The 13,900-nt window shown below is 40.7% G+C and carries 13 protein-coding genes, 3 pseudogenes and 1 riboswitch; of the genes and pseudogenes, 9 read left to right on the forward strand and 7 right to left on the reverse strand.

Features of this window, described 5'->3' with window-relative positions:
* A pseudogene (locus ACT8YW_RS08655) lies at positions 1-343 on the reverse strand (hypothetical protein); the annotation flags it as partial.
* Positions 344-539: 196 nt separating this feature from the next.
* Here ACT8YW_RS08655 and ACT8YW_RS08660 point away from each other — a divergent pair.
* From ACT8YW_RS08660 to ACT8YW_RS08675, 4 genes and pseudogenes are all read left to right on the forward strand, one after another.
* Positions 540-956 carry a DUF3788 domain-containing protein gene (locus ACT8YW_RS08660; protein ID WP_444104644.1) on the forward strand — a complete coding sequence of 139 codons (417 nt, stop codon included), beginning with the start codon at positions 540-542 and terminating at the stop codon, positions 954-956.
* Positions 953-2,083, forward strand: coding sequence for a GyrI-like domain-containing protein (locus ACT8YW_RS08665; RefSeq protein ID WP_444104645.1), 1,131 nt, complete (start codon positions 953-955; stop codon positions 2,081-2,083). The genes ACT8YW_RS08660 and ACT8YW_RS08665 overlap by 4 nt, the downstream gene beginning before the upstream one ends.
* Before the next feature lie 30 nt (positions 2,084-2,113).
* Positions 2,114-2,583: pseudogene (locus ACT8YW_RS08670) on the forward strand (GyrI-like domain-containing protein).
* A gap of 502 nt (positions 2,584-3,085) precedes the next feature.
* Positions 3,086-3,304 (forward strand): hypothetical protein, encoded by a 219-nt coding sequence (locus ACT8YW_RS08675; RefSeq protein ID WP_444104646.1) that lies wholly within the window; start codon positions 3,086-3,088, stop codon positions 3,302-3,304.
* 47 nt (positions 3,305-3,351) lie between these two features.
* On the opposite strand, the gene ACT8YW_RS08680 is transcribed toward ACT8YW_RS08675, so the two are convergent.
* The 5 genes and pseudogenes from ACT8YW_RS08680 to ACT8YW_RS08700 form a co-directional block, all read right to left on the reverse strand.
* A complete protein-coding gene (locus ACT8YW_RS08680; protein ID WP_444104647.1) occupies positions 3,352-4,308 on the reverse strand; it encodes a bifunctional helix-turn-helix transcriptional regulator/GNAT family N-acetyltransferase in 957 nt (318 codons plus the stop codon).
* Positions 4,309-4,446: 138 nt separating this feature from the next.
* Positions 4,447-5,820, reverse strand: coding sequence for an MATE family efflux transporter (locus ACT8YW_RS08685; RefSeq protein ID WP_444104648.1), 1,374 nt, complete (start codon positions 5,818-5,820; stop codon positions 4,447-4,449).
* 93 nt (positions 5,821-5,913) lie between these two features.
* A pseudogene (locus tag ACT8YW_RS08690) lies at positions 5,914-6,063 on the reverse strand (alpha/beta hydrolase); the annotation flags it as partial.
* Complete coding sequence (locus ACT8YW_RS08695) at positions 6,050-6,688, reverse strand: CatB-related O-acetyltransferase (RefSeq protein WP_444104649.1); 639 nt, start codon at positions 6,686-6,688, stop codon at positions 6,050-6,052. The pseudogene ACT8YW_RS08690 and the gene ACT8YW_RS08695, both read right to left, overlap by 14 nt.
* A gap of 216 nt (positions 6,689-6,904) precedes the next feature.
* Positions 6,905-7,375: an Lrp/AsnC family transcriptional regulator gene (locus tag ACT8YW_RS08700; protein WP_004299136.1), complete on the reverse strand. Its 471-nt coding sequence runs from the start codon at positions 7,373-7,375 to the stop codon at positions 6,905-6,907.
* A 178-nt stretch (positions 7,376-7,553) separates the two neighbouring features.
* Between ACT8YW_RS08700 and ACT8YW_RS08705 the strand changes: the two genes are divergently transcribed.
* Both ACT8YW_RS08705 and ACT8YW_RS08710 read left to right on the forward strand, forming a co-directional pair.
* The gene (locus tag ACT8YW_RS08705) at positions 7,554-8,840 is read left to right on the forward strand and encodes an O-acetylhomoserine aminocarboxypropyltransferase/cysteine synthase family protein (RefSeq protein ID WP_004299135.1); all 1,287 of its coding nucleotides are present in this window, start codon (positions 7,554-7,556) and stop codon (positions 8,838-8,840) included.
* Between the two features lie 68 nt (positions 8,841-8,908).
* Positions 8,909-9,148: a hypothetical protein gene (locus ACT8YW_RS08710; protein WP_004306417.1), complete on the forward strand. Its 240-nt coding sequence runs from the start codon at positions 8,909-8,911 to the stop codon at positions 9,146-9,148.
* 102 nt (positions 9,149-9,250) lie between these two features.
* Here ACT8YW_RS08710 and ACT8YW_RS08715 read toward each other — a convergent pair whose 3' ends face one another.
* Positions 9,251-10,159 (reverse strand): mechanosensitive ion channel family protein, encoded by a 909-nt coding sequence (locus tag ACT8YW_RS08715; protein ID WP_122136748.1) that lies wholly within the window; start codon positions 10,157-10,159, stop codon positions 9,251-9,253.
* Between the two features lie 129 nt (positions 10,160-10,288).
* Positions 10,289-10,385, forward strand: a riboswitch (TPP riboswitch).
* A 1-nt stretch (position 10,386) separates the two neighbouring features.
* Between ACT8YW_RS08715 and ACT8YW_RS08720 the strand changes: the two genes are divergently transcribed.
* Genes ACT8YW_RS08720 through ACT8YW_RS08730 form a run of 3 tightly spaced genes read left to right on the forward strand, consistent with a single transcriptional unit; the run spans position 10,387 to position 13,877 of the window.
* The gene (locus ACT8YW_RS08720) at positions 10,387-12,636 is read left to right on the forward strand and encodes a TonB-dependent receptor (protein WP_444104650.1); all 2,250 of its coding nucleotides are present in this window, start codon (positions 10,387-10,389) and stop codon (positions 12,634-12,636) included.
* Positions 12,637-12,648: 12 nt separating this feature from the next.
* Positions 12,649-13,257 carry a nicotinamide riboside transporter PnuC gene (pnuC, locus tag ACT8YW_RS08725; protein ID WP_444104651.1) on the forward strand — a complete coding sequence of 203 codons (609 nt, stop codon included), beginning with the start codon at positions 12,649-12,651 and terminating at the stop codon, positions 13,255-13,257.
* On the forward strand, positions 13,254-13,877 hold the full coding sequence (locus tag ACT8YW_RS08730; protein ID WP_444104652.1) for a thiamine diphosphokinase: 624 nt from the start codon (positions 13,254-13,256) through the stop codon (positions 13,875-13,877). The genes pnuC and ACT8YW_RS08730 overlap by 4 nt, the downstream gene beginning before the upstream one ends.
* Positions 13,878-13,900: the final 23 nt, after the last annotated feature.

Here is a 13,900-nt window from a genome sequence, read left to right on the forward strand (position 1 = left end):
TTTGCACTTCACACCATACGTATCCGGCAGAACCGATACAGCCATGTTCATCCCGGTCACCTCCTACAAGCGGAGATTGCGGATACTGAACTAATTTGGTAGCCGGCATCCCCGGTGTATATTTTCCTGTATAAAACACTTCCAGCGTATCATTCAGAAGTAAACCGTTGACTTCTTCTTTATTTGCATCCATCGTACTGAATGAAAGGGTATCATTCTTATCGGTGACAATCGTTACCGTATTCATGGTTGCATCACTTACAATTCCTTTAGAACTACTCACTTTCGACGAGCAACCTGCCATGAGGCACAGAGTACCTACCGCTAATAGCATTGTTTTCATTTTCTTTAAATTTTGCTTTATTTTAAATTAATGCAAAGATAAAGGTTATACACCAATATCCCGTTTCTACAAAATAAATTAATTTCGGGACAGTTTGTTCAGTTGCACTGCCTAAAATGCCTATATTGGACAACGATCTATTAGAAATTCAGTCTACCTTTGTGATGTAGATAATCAAAAGTAAATGCAGAATGCCATGAAAGAAACTTTTCAAATTCCAACTCCCGAAACACTGGAAGCCTTGACAGGTAAGGAACTTTATGATCTATGGACTTCACTTCACCAACTTATCGAACAGAAATACAATATGGAACAAATGTGGAATCATGGAGGGAAAAAATGGACCTACGAATACAAATATCGCAGAGGCGGAAAAACTCTATGTGCCCTATACGCCAAAGAACAAACGATTGGGTTCATGGTTATTTTAGGTAAAGATGAACGCACTAAATTCGAATCCATGCGAGAAATGTTCTCCAATGCGGCTCAAAAGATATATGATGAGACGACCACTTTCCATGATGGGAAGTGGCTTATGTTCGAATTAAAAGATACTTCTTTATTTAATGATATAGAGCGGCTCCTAGCTATCAAACGAAAACCCAATCGATGATTGAATCAGAAATAAATAAGAGGTATTGTCAAAGTTGCGGGATGCCTCTCCGCTTTGATGTAGAGAAATATCTGGGTACTAACTCTGACGGTTCGCGAAGTGACGAATATTGCTATTACTGCCTGAAAGACGGAAAATATATCGTCGACATTCCGATGTCGGAAATGATTAATATCTGGATAAAATACACCGACAAGTACAATGAATATGCAGATACTGCTTATTCGCCGGAAGAACTTAGACGAATACTCAACGAACGGCTCCCCAAACTGAACCGATGGAAACAGAAGCTGGAAACCAGTAATATCCATCACCAAAAGATTCAGGATATAATCGTTTATATCAATAATCATTTATTCGACACTTTGGATACAGACATGCTTAGCACGATAAGCGGACTTTCCAAATATCACTTCAGAAGAGTGTTTCAAACTGTTGCCGGAGAAAATATCGGAAGCTATATACAGCGTTTACGTCTCGAACATATAGCACATTTGTTAGTATCCACCGAGTTTACATTAAATCAGATTTCGGAACAGACAAACTATCAGACCAAATTTAGTCTAGCCAAAGCCTTCAAAAAACATTTTGGCGTATCGACCTCTCAATATAGAGAGAAGTACAAGCCGATGTATGATGAGCAACATGCGGTTATCACTCCTGAAATCTGGTCGATTCTGCCAATGAAAGTATTTTGTATCGAGGTTGGTGAAAAATACAAAGATGAGCTCCGATACAAATTAATATGGAACAGACTGACCAATTACGCCAAGCAGCATAATGAAGAAAAGTTGAATTATAAGTTTGTCAGCCTTAGTATGGATGACCCGTCCATAACTCCCATGAATAAATGCCGCTTCTATCTCGAAGTGACAATTGATGACACTGAAAATGATTCGCAACCGGGAGTGATGGAAGTTCCCGGTGGACGTTATGCTGTATTCAGGCATATCGGAGACTACTCTTTGTTGCATAAGTTCTACCGGACTATTTATGAAGAGTGGTTTCCGGAAAGTAAATATCGCCCTCAAAGTACCTTTAGCTTTGAGATGTATATGAACCGTCCCTCCTCTACTCTTAGAACAGAATTAATGACCGACATTTATATTCCGGTCACAAAGAAATAAGAAATTATCAACACTCTAAAACAATGCATTATGGGAAAGGTTTCAGAAATCATGCTATTGAAACAACCGGAGCAATCCGCTTTGGCTGTTGAAGTACACACGGATATGAACGGAATGCCGGAGGCTATCGGGAAAACTTCGTAAAAATAGACTCTTTATTTAAGGCACAAGGCGAAATCACTACTGATATTCCTTATGTCGAGTATCCCGACTTTGAGAGCCTGACTGAACACAATATAAAAATGATTATTGGTCTAAAATCATCCAGAGAGTTACAGGGTGAAGGAGCTATACGATCTATTACGATACTGGAAAGAAAAATAGTTTCCTGTCTGCATAGAGGAACTTACAGTGAACTGGCTGTCCTGTACAATGAAATGATGGAATGGATAAAAAACAACGGTTACAAACCTTCGGGAACATCCATAGAATATTATTACAGCAGTCCCAACGTACCCGAAGAAGAACAGGTGACGAGAATAGAAATGCCACTATTATGAATATTTACTTCATCTAGTTATTTCTCTCTTTCTATCAATAACTATCGAATATACATTCCAGTTTTCGTTCAACATAAGTCAAACTAACGCTTGACTTATGTTGTTCTTTCGTTTGACTTATGTCAAACGAAAACTCATTAGGCAACGAAAAAGATATTGTATTCAAGGAGAACAACTAAAAATAGCATAGCGAAAAATTAGTTCTTATCCCCTGAAGTACCCTACAAAATAGATCAAATACAACAGATGCAGACATCGTTTTATTATATTAGGAGATTAAAACAACACTGCAAAGTAAAGCAAAAAAGAAAGACGAGAACAGATACACTTTTTATATATTGACAGGTACAGATGAGGGAGTTTTCAAAGGATAGATATATGAAGTTAATCTCCCATATTACTTATTTCATCATGAGGAATCAGGGCATTCGTCGAATAATCCTATATAGCTCCCTGTTTAAACTTACCTTTGCACAGAAAACAAAAGTAATTGATAGTAACTATGGAAGAGCAAATACTAATTTTTCGCACCTCGGTAAAGAATGTACGGGATATCAAACATACCGCAGCGCTTTTCACCCTATGTCCCCAAATCTACAAATGGAATGTAGATATGGAGGACTGGGAAAAAGTGTTGAGAATAGAATGTCAGGGGATCACCCCGACTGAAATATCAAAGGCATTACGCGCCATCAACATTTATGCACAGGAACTGGAATGAAGGGGCAATGCGCCCCTTAATAAATTCACCATCCACCTTTTTCATTTTCACTCTTCAATCATTAATTCCATCTGTATATCTCCTCTTTCATAAGTCGTATGATATTCGGGAAGTTCCTTGAAGCCTAACTTATGATAAATATGGATAGCCGGTTTCAGACGCGTATTGCTCTCTATAAAAAGCCTTTTGCCCCCAAACTCCTTCGCTTTATTTACAACTGCTTCGCAAAGCAGTACTCCGATACCTTTGCCCTGAACCTTAGGGCTGACAGCCAGCTTAGCCAACTCATAATCATAAAGCGGATGATCCATCTTACACAAAGCACATACACCGACCGGCTCATCTTTATAAAGAGCCACCAAAATAGCTCCTCCCTTATCCAGAATATATTCCTTTGGATGATCCAAAGCCTTGTAATCGGCCTCTTCCATCCGAAAATAAGCAGTTATCCACTCTTCGTTAAGGGTCCGGAAGGCAGATTGATAGCAAGGTTCATAAGGAACTATTTTGATGTCCTTACTCTCTCGTTCCTTTTTCGCTTCCTTCACCCGCTCCAACAGGGATTTATCCAACAAAAGATTCTCCCATTCTTCGATAGCTTTCCAAAGATCATTCCGGGTTTGCTGCGTGATTTGCTCAATAGCTGCCGTAACATCTATGCACTGTTCCGAAAAAGAGTCGGACATTCTTTTTCCTTTGGCAGATAACATAACCATGTTTCTTCTCCCGTCGGATTTGTCCTTTGTCTCCTTCACTAATCCTTTAGCTACCATTTCTTTAATAATATTACTCACGGAAGGATGAGAATGACCAATCTCTTTGGCTATGGACGTAATGGTTTTTGCCTCCCCACGCGATAATACAAAAAATACAGGAAACCATTTCGGTTTGAGGTCTATTCCAAACATTTTATAGATGGCGGCCGCATCTACTGTTATCTTATCGGTCAACATGCGTAATCTGCTACCGATGGCTAATTTGCCTGTCTGATTAAAAAAGTCCATGTTTTTATTAGTTGTGTTACTAAATACGTAATTGATTACGCAAATATATTAGCTTTTTATAATATGAACAAACATTTTTCGTAAAAATACGTAAGCAGTTACATAATTAGTTCTATTTATGGATAAACACCAGGAAATTTAGCTTATGTGCAAAGTGCTCCTCTGGATTTCTCCCAATATTTTGGGGAACTGCCAGAAGAACAATAAAGTGCAACAAATTGCCGCTGTTGCATCGGATATAGCTTCAGCCGCATATACCCCGGCTACTCCCATAAAATGCGGTAATATTAATGCCAATGGAATCAATAGGATTGCTTTGCGTAACAAGGCTATGAAAATAGATATTTTTGCTTGTCCCAAGGCTACAAACATATTTTGGCAGGCCCGCTGTAATCCGAAGATAGTCATACCGCCCAAGAAAACAGGCATTGTCCAGCGGACTGTTTCTATCAGTCTTTCATCACTCGTAAAGGCGGAAGCTACTGTTGAGGGGAATAGAATCATAAACAGCATCAGCAGTAAATTGAATGAGAACATAGTTATCAATGCAACGCGGAAACAATCTTTGACACGTTGTTTATCACCGTGCCCATAATTATAACTCACAATAGGAACGAAACCTTGCGCAAATCCTGTTAATGGAACACTTGCAAATTGCATCGCACTTTGCAAGATGGTCAATGCGCTGACATAAATATCCCCAAAATCTTTCAGGCTACTGTTCAGAACAAAGCCAACCAGGCTTTCGGTACTTGCCATAATAAACGGTGATACGCCCAAAGCAAATATAGAAAGTATTATTTTCCGGTTCAACGCCATATAACGTTTTTCCAAAGGGAGAGAGGCGTGGCGGGAAAAAAGGAAAGTTAAAACCCACACTGCACTACATGCCTGTGAAAGCACTGTAGCCAGAGCTGCACCTTTTACTCCCATATCGAGCCCAAAAATGAAAATCGGGTCGAGGACGATATTCAACAGTGCTCCTATTAATACCGAGTACATGGCGATAGCAGGACGCCCTTGTGCATTGATAAAGGAGTTTAATCCTGTGGATATTTCTACGAAGATAGTTCCCAATAAATAGATAGAAAGATAGTCGACCGCATACTCCAATGTATTTTCCGAAGCTCCTGTAAAAAGTAGAATCGGCTCCATAAAGGTATATGCGATGAGAGAAGTAAACAAGGTGAATAGTATCAGCAGAATAAAACCATTACCCAGAATTTTTCCGGCACGTGAACGATCCCCCTGTCCGAGTGCGATAGCCGCTAACGGCGCACCGCCACCTCCTACTATCGCTGAAAAAGAAGAAATCAGTATAACAAGAGAAGTCGTTACTCCTACACCCGCCAATGCATCCGTACCAATCCCAGGGATATGACCAATATAAATACGGTCGACCATACTATAAAGCAAATTAACAAATTGCGCTGCCACAGCCGGAAGTGCCATCTTAAAAACAAGCGGTAACATGCGCTCTGTCCCCAGTCGCTCTTCATATTTATTTATCATCCCAAACTTCTTTTTCTAAAATCAGTTGCAAAGTTATAAGAAAAACAGGCTTCCGATTTAAAACCACTGGATAAAATAAATATAATACATCAGTTATCTCCGTGTAAGAAATCTATAGATATACTGATTAATAAGGTTGTGTTGTTCTTCCGTTCCATTCTCTCCCATATTGCTATGTGTTACTCCATCTAATTTTACAACCTTCATCCGGAATTGTTCCTGTTCCTTTTCAGTAGGTAACATTTATCTTTTTCAGTTCTTCAATCTTTCCACCTGTAATATAAGGTATACATTCGGATATCTTCTCAATACTCCAATCCCACCATTGCAATTTCTGCAATTGGACAATCGTATTCTCATCAAAACGCTTCCGAATTTCTTTAGCTGGTGTCCCACCTACTATCGTATAAGGAGGAACATCTTTAGTAACCACTGCCCGCGACGCAATAACCGCTCCATCTCCGATATGAACTCCTGCCATGATAACAGCTTCATATCCAATCCAGACATCATTACCTATTACTATATCCCCTTTATTATCCCAGGCAGAAGTTACATCTCCTTTATCTAAATTCCATTCCTCAAAAAAGATAGGAAACGTATAGTTGGATAAAGAACCTAATGTGTGGTTTGCGCTATTGAAAAGAAATTTGACTCCACAAGCAATGGAACAGAATTTGCCAATTATCAATCGGTCTTTATTAATCGGATAATGATATAAAACATTGTTCTTCTCAAAAAGAACAGGATCATTTACAAAGTCATTGTATATTGTATAATCACCTACCATAATGGCGGGATTCTTAATCACTGTATTCAGGTAAATAGTCTGAAAATCATTGGTACGAGGATATATGTTCGAATTCATTGCAATAGCTTCTTTTATATGGTTTATTGAATAGAATAAATAAAATAACTTGTGATCTACGTTAAATCACAAACAGTTGTAGCAGTAGAACTCTCTATTGTTACAATCCATATGGGCGAAGCTATTTACAAAGTTGCCATTTCATTGTGTCAGGAGAACAGGATTTATATTACACAGCAAATATACAAGATAAATTTCAGATTATCACACAACGAACTAAATATGTATTCCATATTGGTGTTTCACTTCAGCCATCACAAACGTGCTTTCCAGTGATCCCAAACTATCAATCGTCCCCAACACATTCAGAATAAACTCCTGATAGTATTTCATATTGGGAGCATGAATCTTCAACAGATAATCATAACTTCCTGATATGTTATAACATTCGGTTACTTCAGGAATATCCTGTATGATCCGCGTAAACTCGGCTGCTATATCCCTGTTCAGACGTCTAAGCTTCACACTGCAGAATACGACAAATCCCTGATTCAGCTTTTCCGCATCCAATACGGCAATATACTTCTTTATATATCCTCCACTCTCCAACCGTTTAAGACGTTCAAAAACAGGAGTTGAAGAAAGGCTCACCCGTGCAGCCAACTCTTTTGTCGTCAATCGGGCGTTTTCTTGCAAAGTACGAAGTATTTGCAAATCGACTCTATCCAGTTTATCAAAAGTATCCATAAGAAAAATATTCTTCTAAAAGGTGATTTTTAGGAATAACGCAGATACATTATTCCATATAACGGCACAAAAATAGCATTATTTTCTATATTTAATCTATATATTGTTCGACATGTCTACATCCTATAACTTTGCAAGAAAATAAAGAAAGAATATAAAACTTAAAAAACATACGATTATGGCAACAAAGAATTTACATTTCGAGACTTTACAAGTTCATGTAGGACAAGAACAAGCAGATCCGGCAACAGATGCCCGCGCAGTACCTATTTATCAGACTACCTCTTATGTATTTCACAACTCCGCTCACGCAGCCGCACGTTTCGGCCTGCAGGACCCGGGAAACATCTACGGTCGCCTGACCAACTCCACTCAAGGAGTTTTTGAACAACGCGTAGCAGCTCTTGAAGGAGGAGTAGCAGGGCTGGCAGTTGCTTCGGGTGCCGCTGCTATCACTTATGCTTTCGAGAACATCACTCGCGCAGGCGACCATATTGTAGCAGCCAAAACTATTTACGGAGGAAGTTATAACCTACTGGCACATACCTTGCCCAGCTATGGCATCACAACAACATTCGTTGACCCAAGCGATTTATCGAACTTCGAAAAAGCTATTCAGGAAAATACGAAAGCCGTATTTATCGAAACCCTGGGAAATCCGAACTCAAATATCATTGATATAGAAGCAGTGGCAGAAATAGCCCACCGCCACAAAATACCTTTGATTATTGACAACACATTTGGTACCCCGTATTTAATCCGCCCTATCGAACACGGAGCAGATATCGTAGTACATTCTGCAACAAAGTTCATTGGCGGACACGGTTCCTCATTGGGAGGAGTCATTGTAGATTCAGGAAAATTCGACTGGGTAGCTTCCGGCAAATTTCCACAACTAACCGAACCTGATCCGTGCTATCATGGCGTACGCTTCGTTGATGCAGCCGGTCCGGCTGCCTATGCCATCCGTATCCGGGCTATTCTGCTGCGCGACACAGGTGCCACCATCAGTCCATTCAACGCTTTTATCCTGTTGCAAGGCTTGGAAACTCTTTCCTTGCGCGTAGAACGCCATGTAGAAAATGCATTGAAGGTAGTGAATTTCTTAAACAATCACCCGAAAGTGAAGAAAGTGAACCATCCGTCATTATCCAATCATCCTGACCATGCACTGTATCAACGTTACTTCCCGAATGGTGCCGGTTCCATTTTTACTTTCGAGGTAAAAGGCGGACAAGAAGAAGCACACCGCTTCATCGACAGTCTGGAGATTTTCTCCCTGCTTGCCAATGTTGCCGATGTGAAATCATTGGTGATCCACCCGGCAAGCACTACCCATTCACAGCTCAATGCACAGGAACTCGCCGAACAGGAGATTTATCCGGGCACCGTACGTTTATCAATTGGAACGGAACATATTGATGACCTGATTGCGGATTTGGATCAGGCGCTTGCCAAAATCTAACATTCAATCATTGAACTTTCCATGACTGCAAGATGTTATACCTATATAACATTAAAAACATTGCAGTCATGGAAAAATATTTAATACACAGCAACGAACTGCATCTGATAGACGCAGAGAAAATCCATCAAGCCGTAGAAAAGATGGTGGAATCACTCGATTTAGCCGCAGGATCAACCACTAACTTCGATCTCTATCAGGTTGTGGAAAACTACTTTAAAGATCTCGAGAAAAGGAGAAAAATTAATCATGTACTGGGAATCAAAGAAGATAGATATGAACTAGCCGAAGATTTCGGTATAAAATAAAAAAGAGATTTATTCAATCACACCAGACAAGTTTTCCAAAAAATAAGGGAGTTGCACGTTAAGTACAACTCCCTTATTTTTTGAATTATCAGAGTATAACAATCAATTTCCCTGATGCACAGTAAGCTGTGGGAAAGGAAAGTTGATACCTTTTTCATTGAAGGTTTCGTAAATTGCTTTATTGGTATCGAAATAAACACCCCAATAATCTCCGCTATTTACCCATACACGTACCACCACATTCACACTGCTGGCATCCAGCGCATGAAGAGCTATAAACGGAGCAGGTTCATTCAAGATACGTTTATCGGCAGCCAGAATATCACGAACAATTTGCTGAACCTTATTGAAATCTTCTCCATAATCTATACCAATAATCCATTCTACACGGCGGGTTTCCTGATGACTGTAGTTGGTCACTACTCCACTGCTCAATGAACCATTTGGAATATAAATCAATTTGTTGTCCGAAGTAGTAAGGATGGTATGAAATATCTGGATTTCTTTTACTGTACCGGCTGAACCTTGCTGTGTTTCTATCCAGTCACCTACCTTATAAGGTTTGAACAAAAGAATAACCAGTCCCCCGGCAAAATTCTGCAAATTGCCGGACAAAGCCATACCGACAGCCACACCGGCAGAAGCCAATAAAGCCGCAAACGAAGTTGTTTCAACTCCCAAAGCACCGACAACAGAAATGATTAAAAGGATTGTCAACAGAATATTTACCAGACTTCTAACGAAAGTTTTGATACTTACATCCACCTTTCGTTTATCCAACAGACGTCTTATAAACTTGTTGAGCAACGAGATAAGAAAACGTCCGACAATAAAGACGATGACCGCAATCAGTATACGTTCTCCGGCACGAATACCGAAGTCTATCAGTTGTTGAGTAATCAGCGAAAGTTTATCCAATCCGTCAGCATTGGCAATCGCTTCTTCCATTAATTTATCTGCGGCCACTTGCACAGAATCCGCAGCTTGTGTTGCTTGCAATAATAGTAGCATAATTAAAATATATATTAAGTGAATAAATTGCTGTTTTGCTATTTCAACAATCTACAAAGTTATATTGTTTTTAGCGAATCTAAAAGTTTTTTTTGCTTTCCTCCTGCAAAAGCTGTATTTTTGTAACCGATTCACTGGTAGGGGTGCCTTAACATGACGGGCTGAGAACATACCCATAGAATCTGATCCGGGTAATGCCGGCGTAGAGAACTAATTAGTAAGCAAAAATGAAAAGAATTGTATGGATGGCCGTCGCCTTATTGGGCGCAGGCATCACTGTTCATGCACAGACGAGTGCAAAGGACAGTATGAGAGTAGTAAACCTGCAAGAGGTGCAGGTAGTATCCACACGTGCCACAGCCAAAACTCCCGTGGCATTCACCAATATAGGTAAAGCAGAACTCAAAAAGGTAAACTTCGGACAGGATATCCCCTATCTGCTAAGTATGACTCCTTCCACATTGACCACATCGGATGCAGGAGCCGGTATCGGTTATACGACACTTCGCGTACGTGGAACCGATGGCACACGAATCAACATCACAGTAAACGGCATACCGATGAACGATGCCGAAAGCCATAACCTGTTCTGGGTGAATATGCCCGACTTTTCTTCTTCCGTAAAAGATATGCAGGTGCAGCGCGGAGCAGGTACATCGACGAACGGAGCAGGTGCTTTTGGAGCCAGTGTCAATATGCAAACCGAAGGTGCATCTATGAAACCATACGCCGAATTCAACGGTTCATACGGTTCGTTCAATACACACAAGGAAACAGTGAAAGTGGGAACCGGCTTACTCAATAACCACTGGACGTTTGACGCCCGCCTTTCCAATATCGGTACGGACGGATACATAGACCGTGCTTCGGTGGACTTGAACTCTTACTACCTGCAAGGAGGTTATTTTGCAGAAAACACCTCTGTGAAACTGATTGCATTTGCCGGAAAAGAAAAGACATATCATGCTTGGGGATATGCAACAAAAGAGCAAATGGAAGAATTCGGCAGACGCTACAATCCTTGCGGGGAAATGTACACCGATGCCAATGGCAAAAAACATTATTACGACGACCAAACAGATAATTACCTGCAAAAGAATTATCAACTTCTCTTCAATCACACTTTCTCAACGGCTTGGAACCTAAACGTTGCCTTACATTATACCAAAGGTGACGGTTATTACGAAGAGTACAAAGACGGCAGATACTTGATAGAATATGGGTTAAAGCCATTTACAATAGATGGAACCGAAGTAGCTAAAAGCGATTTAGTCCGTCAAAAGAAGATGGATAATAAATTCGGCGGCGGTGTTTTTTCTCTCAATTACACAGCCAACAGGCTAAGTGCATCCCTGGGCGGCGGATTAAATCAATACCGAGGCAATAACTTCGGAAGAGTCCCCTGGGTGAAAAACTACGTAGGTTCTCTATCTCCCGACCATGAATATTACCGCAACAAATCCAAAAAGACTGATGGCAACATTTATCTGAAAGCAAACTACGATCTTACCAAAGGGCTAAGTGCATATGCCGACCTTCAGTATCGCCACATCGACTATACCATCGACGGCAACAATGATAAATATGACTGGAGCAAGAATGCCCTGCGTCCACTGGCAGTAGACAAGAAGTTCGATTTCTTTAACCCGAAAGTCGGATTAAACTGGAACATCACGTCCAACCATCGCGTTTATGCCTCTTTCTCGGTAGCCCAAAAAGAACCGACAAGGAACAATTATACGGATGGCGATCCGGATTCGTATCCCAAAGCAGAAAAGCTGCTCGACTATGAAGCAGGATATACCTTTGCCAACCAATGGCTGACAGCAGGTGCAAACTTCTACTACATGGATTATACCGACCAACTGGTTCTGACCGGAGCCTTAAACGATATAGGTGAAGCACTGACCGAAAACGTGCCGGACAGTTATCGTATGGGAATCGAAATCATGCTGGGAATCAAACCGTGCAAATGGTTTCAATGGGATATCAACGCTACATGGAGTAAAAACCGTATTCAGGATTTCGTAGAGAGCCTGCCGGGCTACCACTATAATGACGACGGTAGCTCTACTTCTCTCCCAACTATTCAGATAAAGCATAAAGACACTCACATTGCTTTCTCACCGGACTTCTTACTCAACAATCGTTTCTCATTCAATTATAAGGGATTCGAAGCTGCCCTGCAATCACAGTTCGTAAGCAAACAGTATATGACAAACGCAGAAGTTGAAGAACTGACTCTTGATAAGTATTTTGTCAGCAACCTCAATCTGGCGTACAGCTTCCGTCCCAAGAAAGTACTGAAAGAAGTCACCGTAGGATTTACTGTATACAATCTGTTTAATGAAAAATATGAAAACAACGGCTGGGCATCAAGCGACTATACCGATACGCTGGAAAATCGGGGAAACTATGCCGGATACGCAGCTCAAGCAGGAACAAACGTTATGGGACATGTTTCTTTCCGCTTTTAATCACACAGAGTTATGGAATTGAATTTTCTGGAAATATTCGGTACGATTGTCGGGCTAGTCTACCTTTGGTTAGAGTACCGGGCAAGTATCTACCTTTGGATAGCGGGTATTGTGATGCCTGCCATCTACATCTTCGTATATTACAAAGCGGGACTGTATGCCGATTTCGGTATCAATATTTACTATCTGATAGCCGCTATCTACGGTTGGTTCTTCTGGATGTGGGGACACAGGAAAAAGAAAGGTCAGCAGTCAGCAAATATTTCAACCAATGACAACCCCAAAGACCTTCCTATCGTACATACTCCATGGAAATTTTACTTACCTCTTTTTCTGGTATTTATTGTTACATTTATCGGTATTGCGTGGATACTGATCGAATATACGGACAGCAACGTGCCTTGGCTGGATAGTTTTACCACGGCATTGAGCATTGTCGGTATGTGGATGCTGGCACGCAAATACGTCGAGCAATGGTTTGCCTGGATTCTTGTGGATATTGTCTGCTGTGGACTTTATATCTATAAGGACCTTTATTTTACTTCTGCTTTGTACGGACTTTACTCCATTATAGCTATCTTTGGCTACTTTAAATGGAAAAAATTAATGAATATACAATGATAAGCGAACACTATACTCCCGAAGCCGTCATACTTGCCAACGGCGAATATCCTACACATGTACTTCCCCTGAAAATGCTGGAAGAAGCTAAATTCGTGATTTGCTGCGATGGAGCAGCCAACGAGTATATTTCCCGCGGACATACCCCGGATGTGATTATCGGTGACGGAGATTCTCTTTCACCGGAAAACAAAACGCGCTTTTCAGATATTATTCACCATGTAACCGATCAGGAAACGAACGACCAAACCAAGGCTGTTCGCTTCCTGCAAGAAAAAGGCTACAGGAAAATTGCTATCGTCGGTGCTACTGGAAAACGGGAAGATCATACTCTCGGAAATATCAGTCTGTTACTGGACTATATGAAAAACGGCATGAAGGTACGGACGATCACCGATTACGGAGTATTCATTCCCGCAAGCGACACACAGACTTTCGCCTCTCATCCCGGCCAACAAATATCTATCATCAATTTTGGCGCTAAAGGATTGAAGGGCGAAGGATTGATTTACTCGCTTAGCGACTTTACCAATTGGTGGCAAGGCACGCTTAACGAAGCGATAACTGATGAGTTTACTATTCATTGCACGGGAGAGTATTTGATATTTCTTGCTTATTGAAAAAGAAGACTGAAGCGGGGCGA

Source organism: Bacteroides sp. (assembly GCF_052357945.1).
Taxonomy (GTDB): domain Bacteria; phylum Bacteroidota; class Bacteroidia; order Bacteroidales; family Bacteroidaceae; genus Bacteroides.

Coding starts and splice junctions, on each gene's coding strand:
- pnuC (WP_444104651.1), top strand. CDS start 12,649: ATGGAATTGAATTTTCTGGAAATATTCGGTACGATTGTCGGGCTAGTC.
- ACT8YW_RS08710 (WP_004306417.1), top strand. CDS start 8,909: ATGGAAAAATATTTAATACACAGCAACGAACTGCATCTGATAGACGCA.
- ACT8YW_RS08705 (WP_004299135.1), top strand. CDS start 7,554: ATGGCAACAAAGAATTTACATTTCGAGACTTTACAAGTTCATGTAGGA.
- ACT8YW_RS08665 (WP_444104645.1), top strand. CDS start 953: ATGATTGAATCAGAAATAAATAAGAGGTATTGTCAAAGTTGCGGGATG.
- ACT8YW_RS08700 (WP_004299136.1), bottom strand. CDS start 7,375: ATGGATACTTTTGATAAACTGGATAGAGTCGATTTGCAAATACTTCGT.
- ACT8YW_RS08715 (WP_122136748.1), bottom strand. CDS start 10,159: ATGCTACTATTATTGCAAGCAACACAAGCTGCGGATTCTGTGCAAGTG.
- ACT8YW_RS08680 (WP_444104647.1), bottom strand. CDS start 4,308: ATGGACTTTTTTAATCAGACAGGCAAATTAGCCATCGGTAGCAGATTA.
- ACT8YW_RS08695 (WP_444104649.1), bottom strand. CDS start 6,688: ATGAATTCGAACATATATCCTCGTACCAATGATTTTCAGACTATTTAC.
- ACT8YW_RS08660 (WP_444104644.1), top strand. CDS start 540: ATGAAAGAAACTTTTCAAATTCCAACTCCCGAAACACTGGAAGCCTTG.
- ACT8YW_RS08675 (WP_444104646.1), top strand. CDS start 3,086: ATGGAAGAGCAAATACTAATTTTTCGCACCTCGGTAAAGAATGTACGG.
- ACT8YW_RS08685 (WP_444104648.1), bottom strand. CDS start 5,820: ATGATAAATAAATATGAAGAGCGACTGGGGACAGAGCGCATGTTACCG.
- ACT8YW_RS08730 (WP_444104652.1), top strand. CDS start 13,254: ATGATAAGCGAACACTATACTCCCGAAGCCGTCATACTTGCCAACGGC.
- ACT8YW_RS08720 (WP_444104650.1), top strand. CDS start 10,387: ATGAAAAGAATTGTATGGATGGCCGTCGCCTTATTGGGCGCAGGCATC.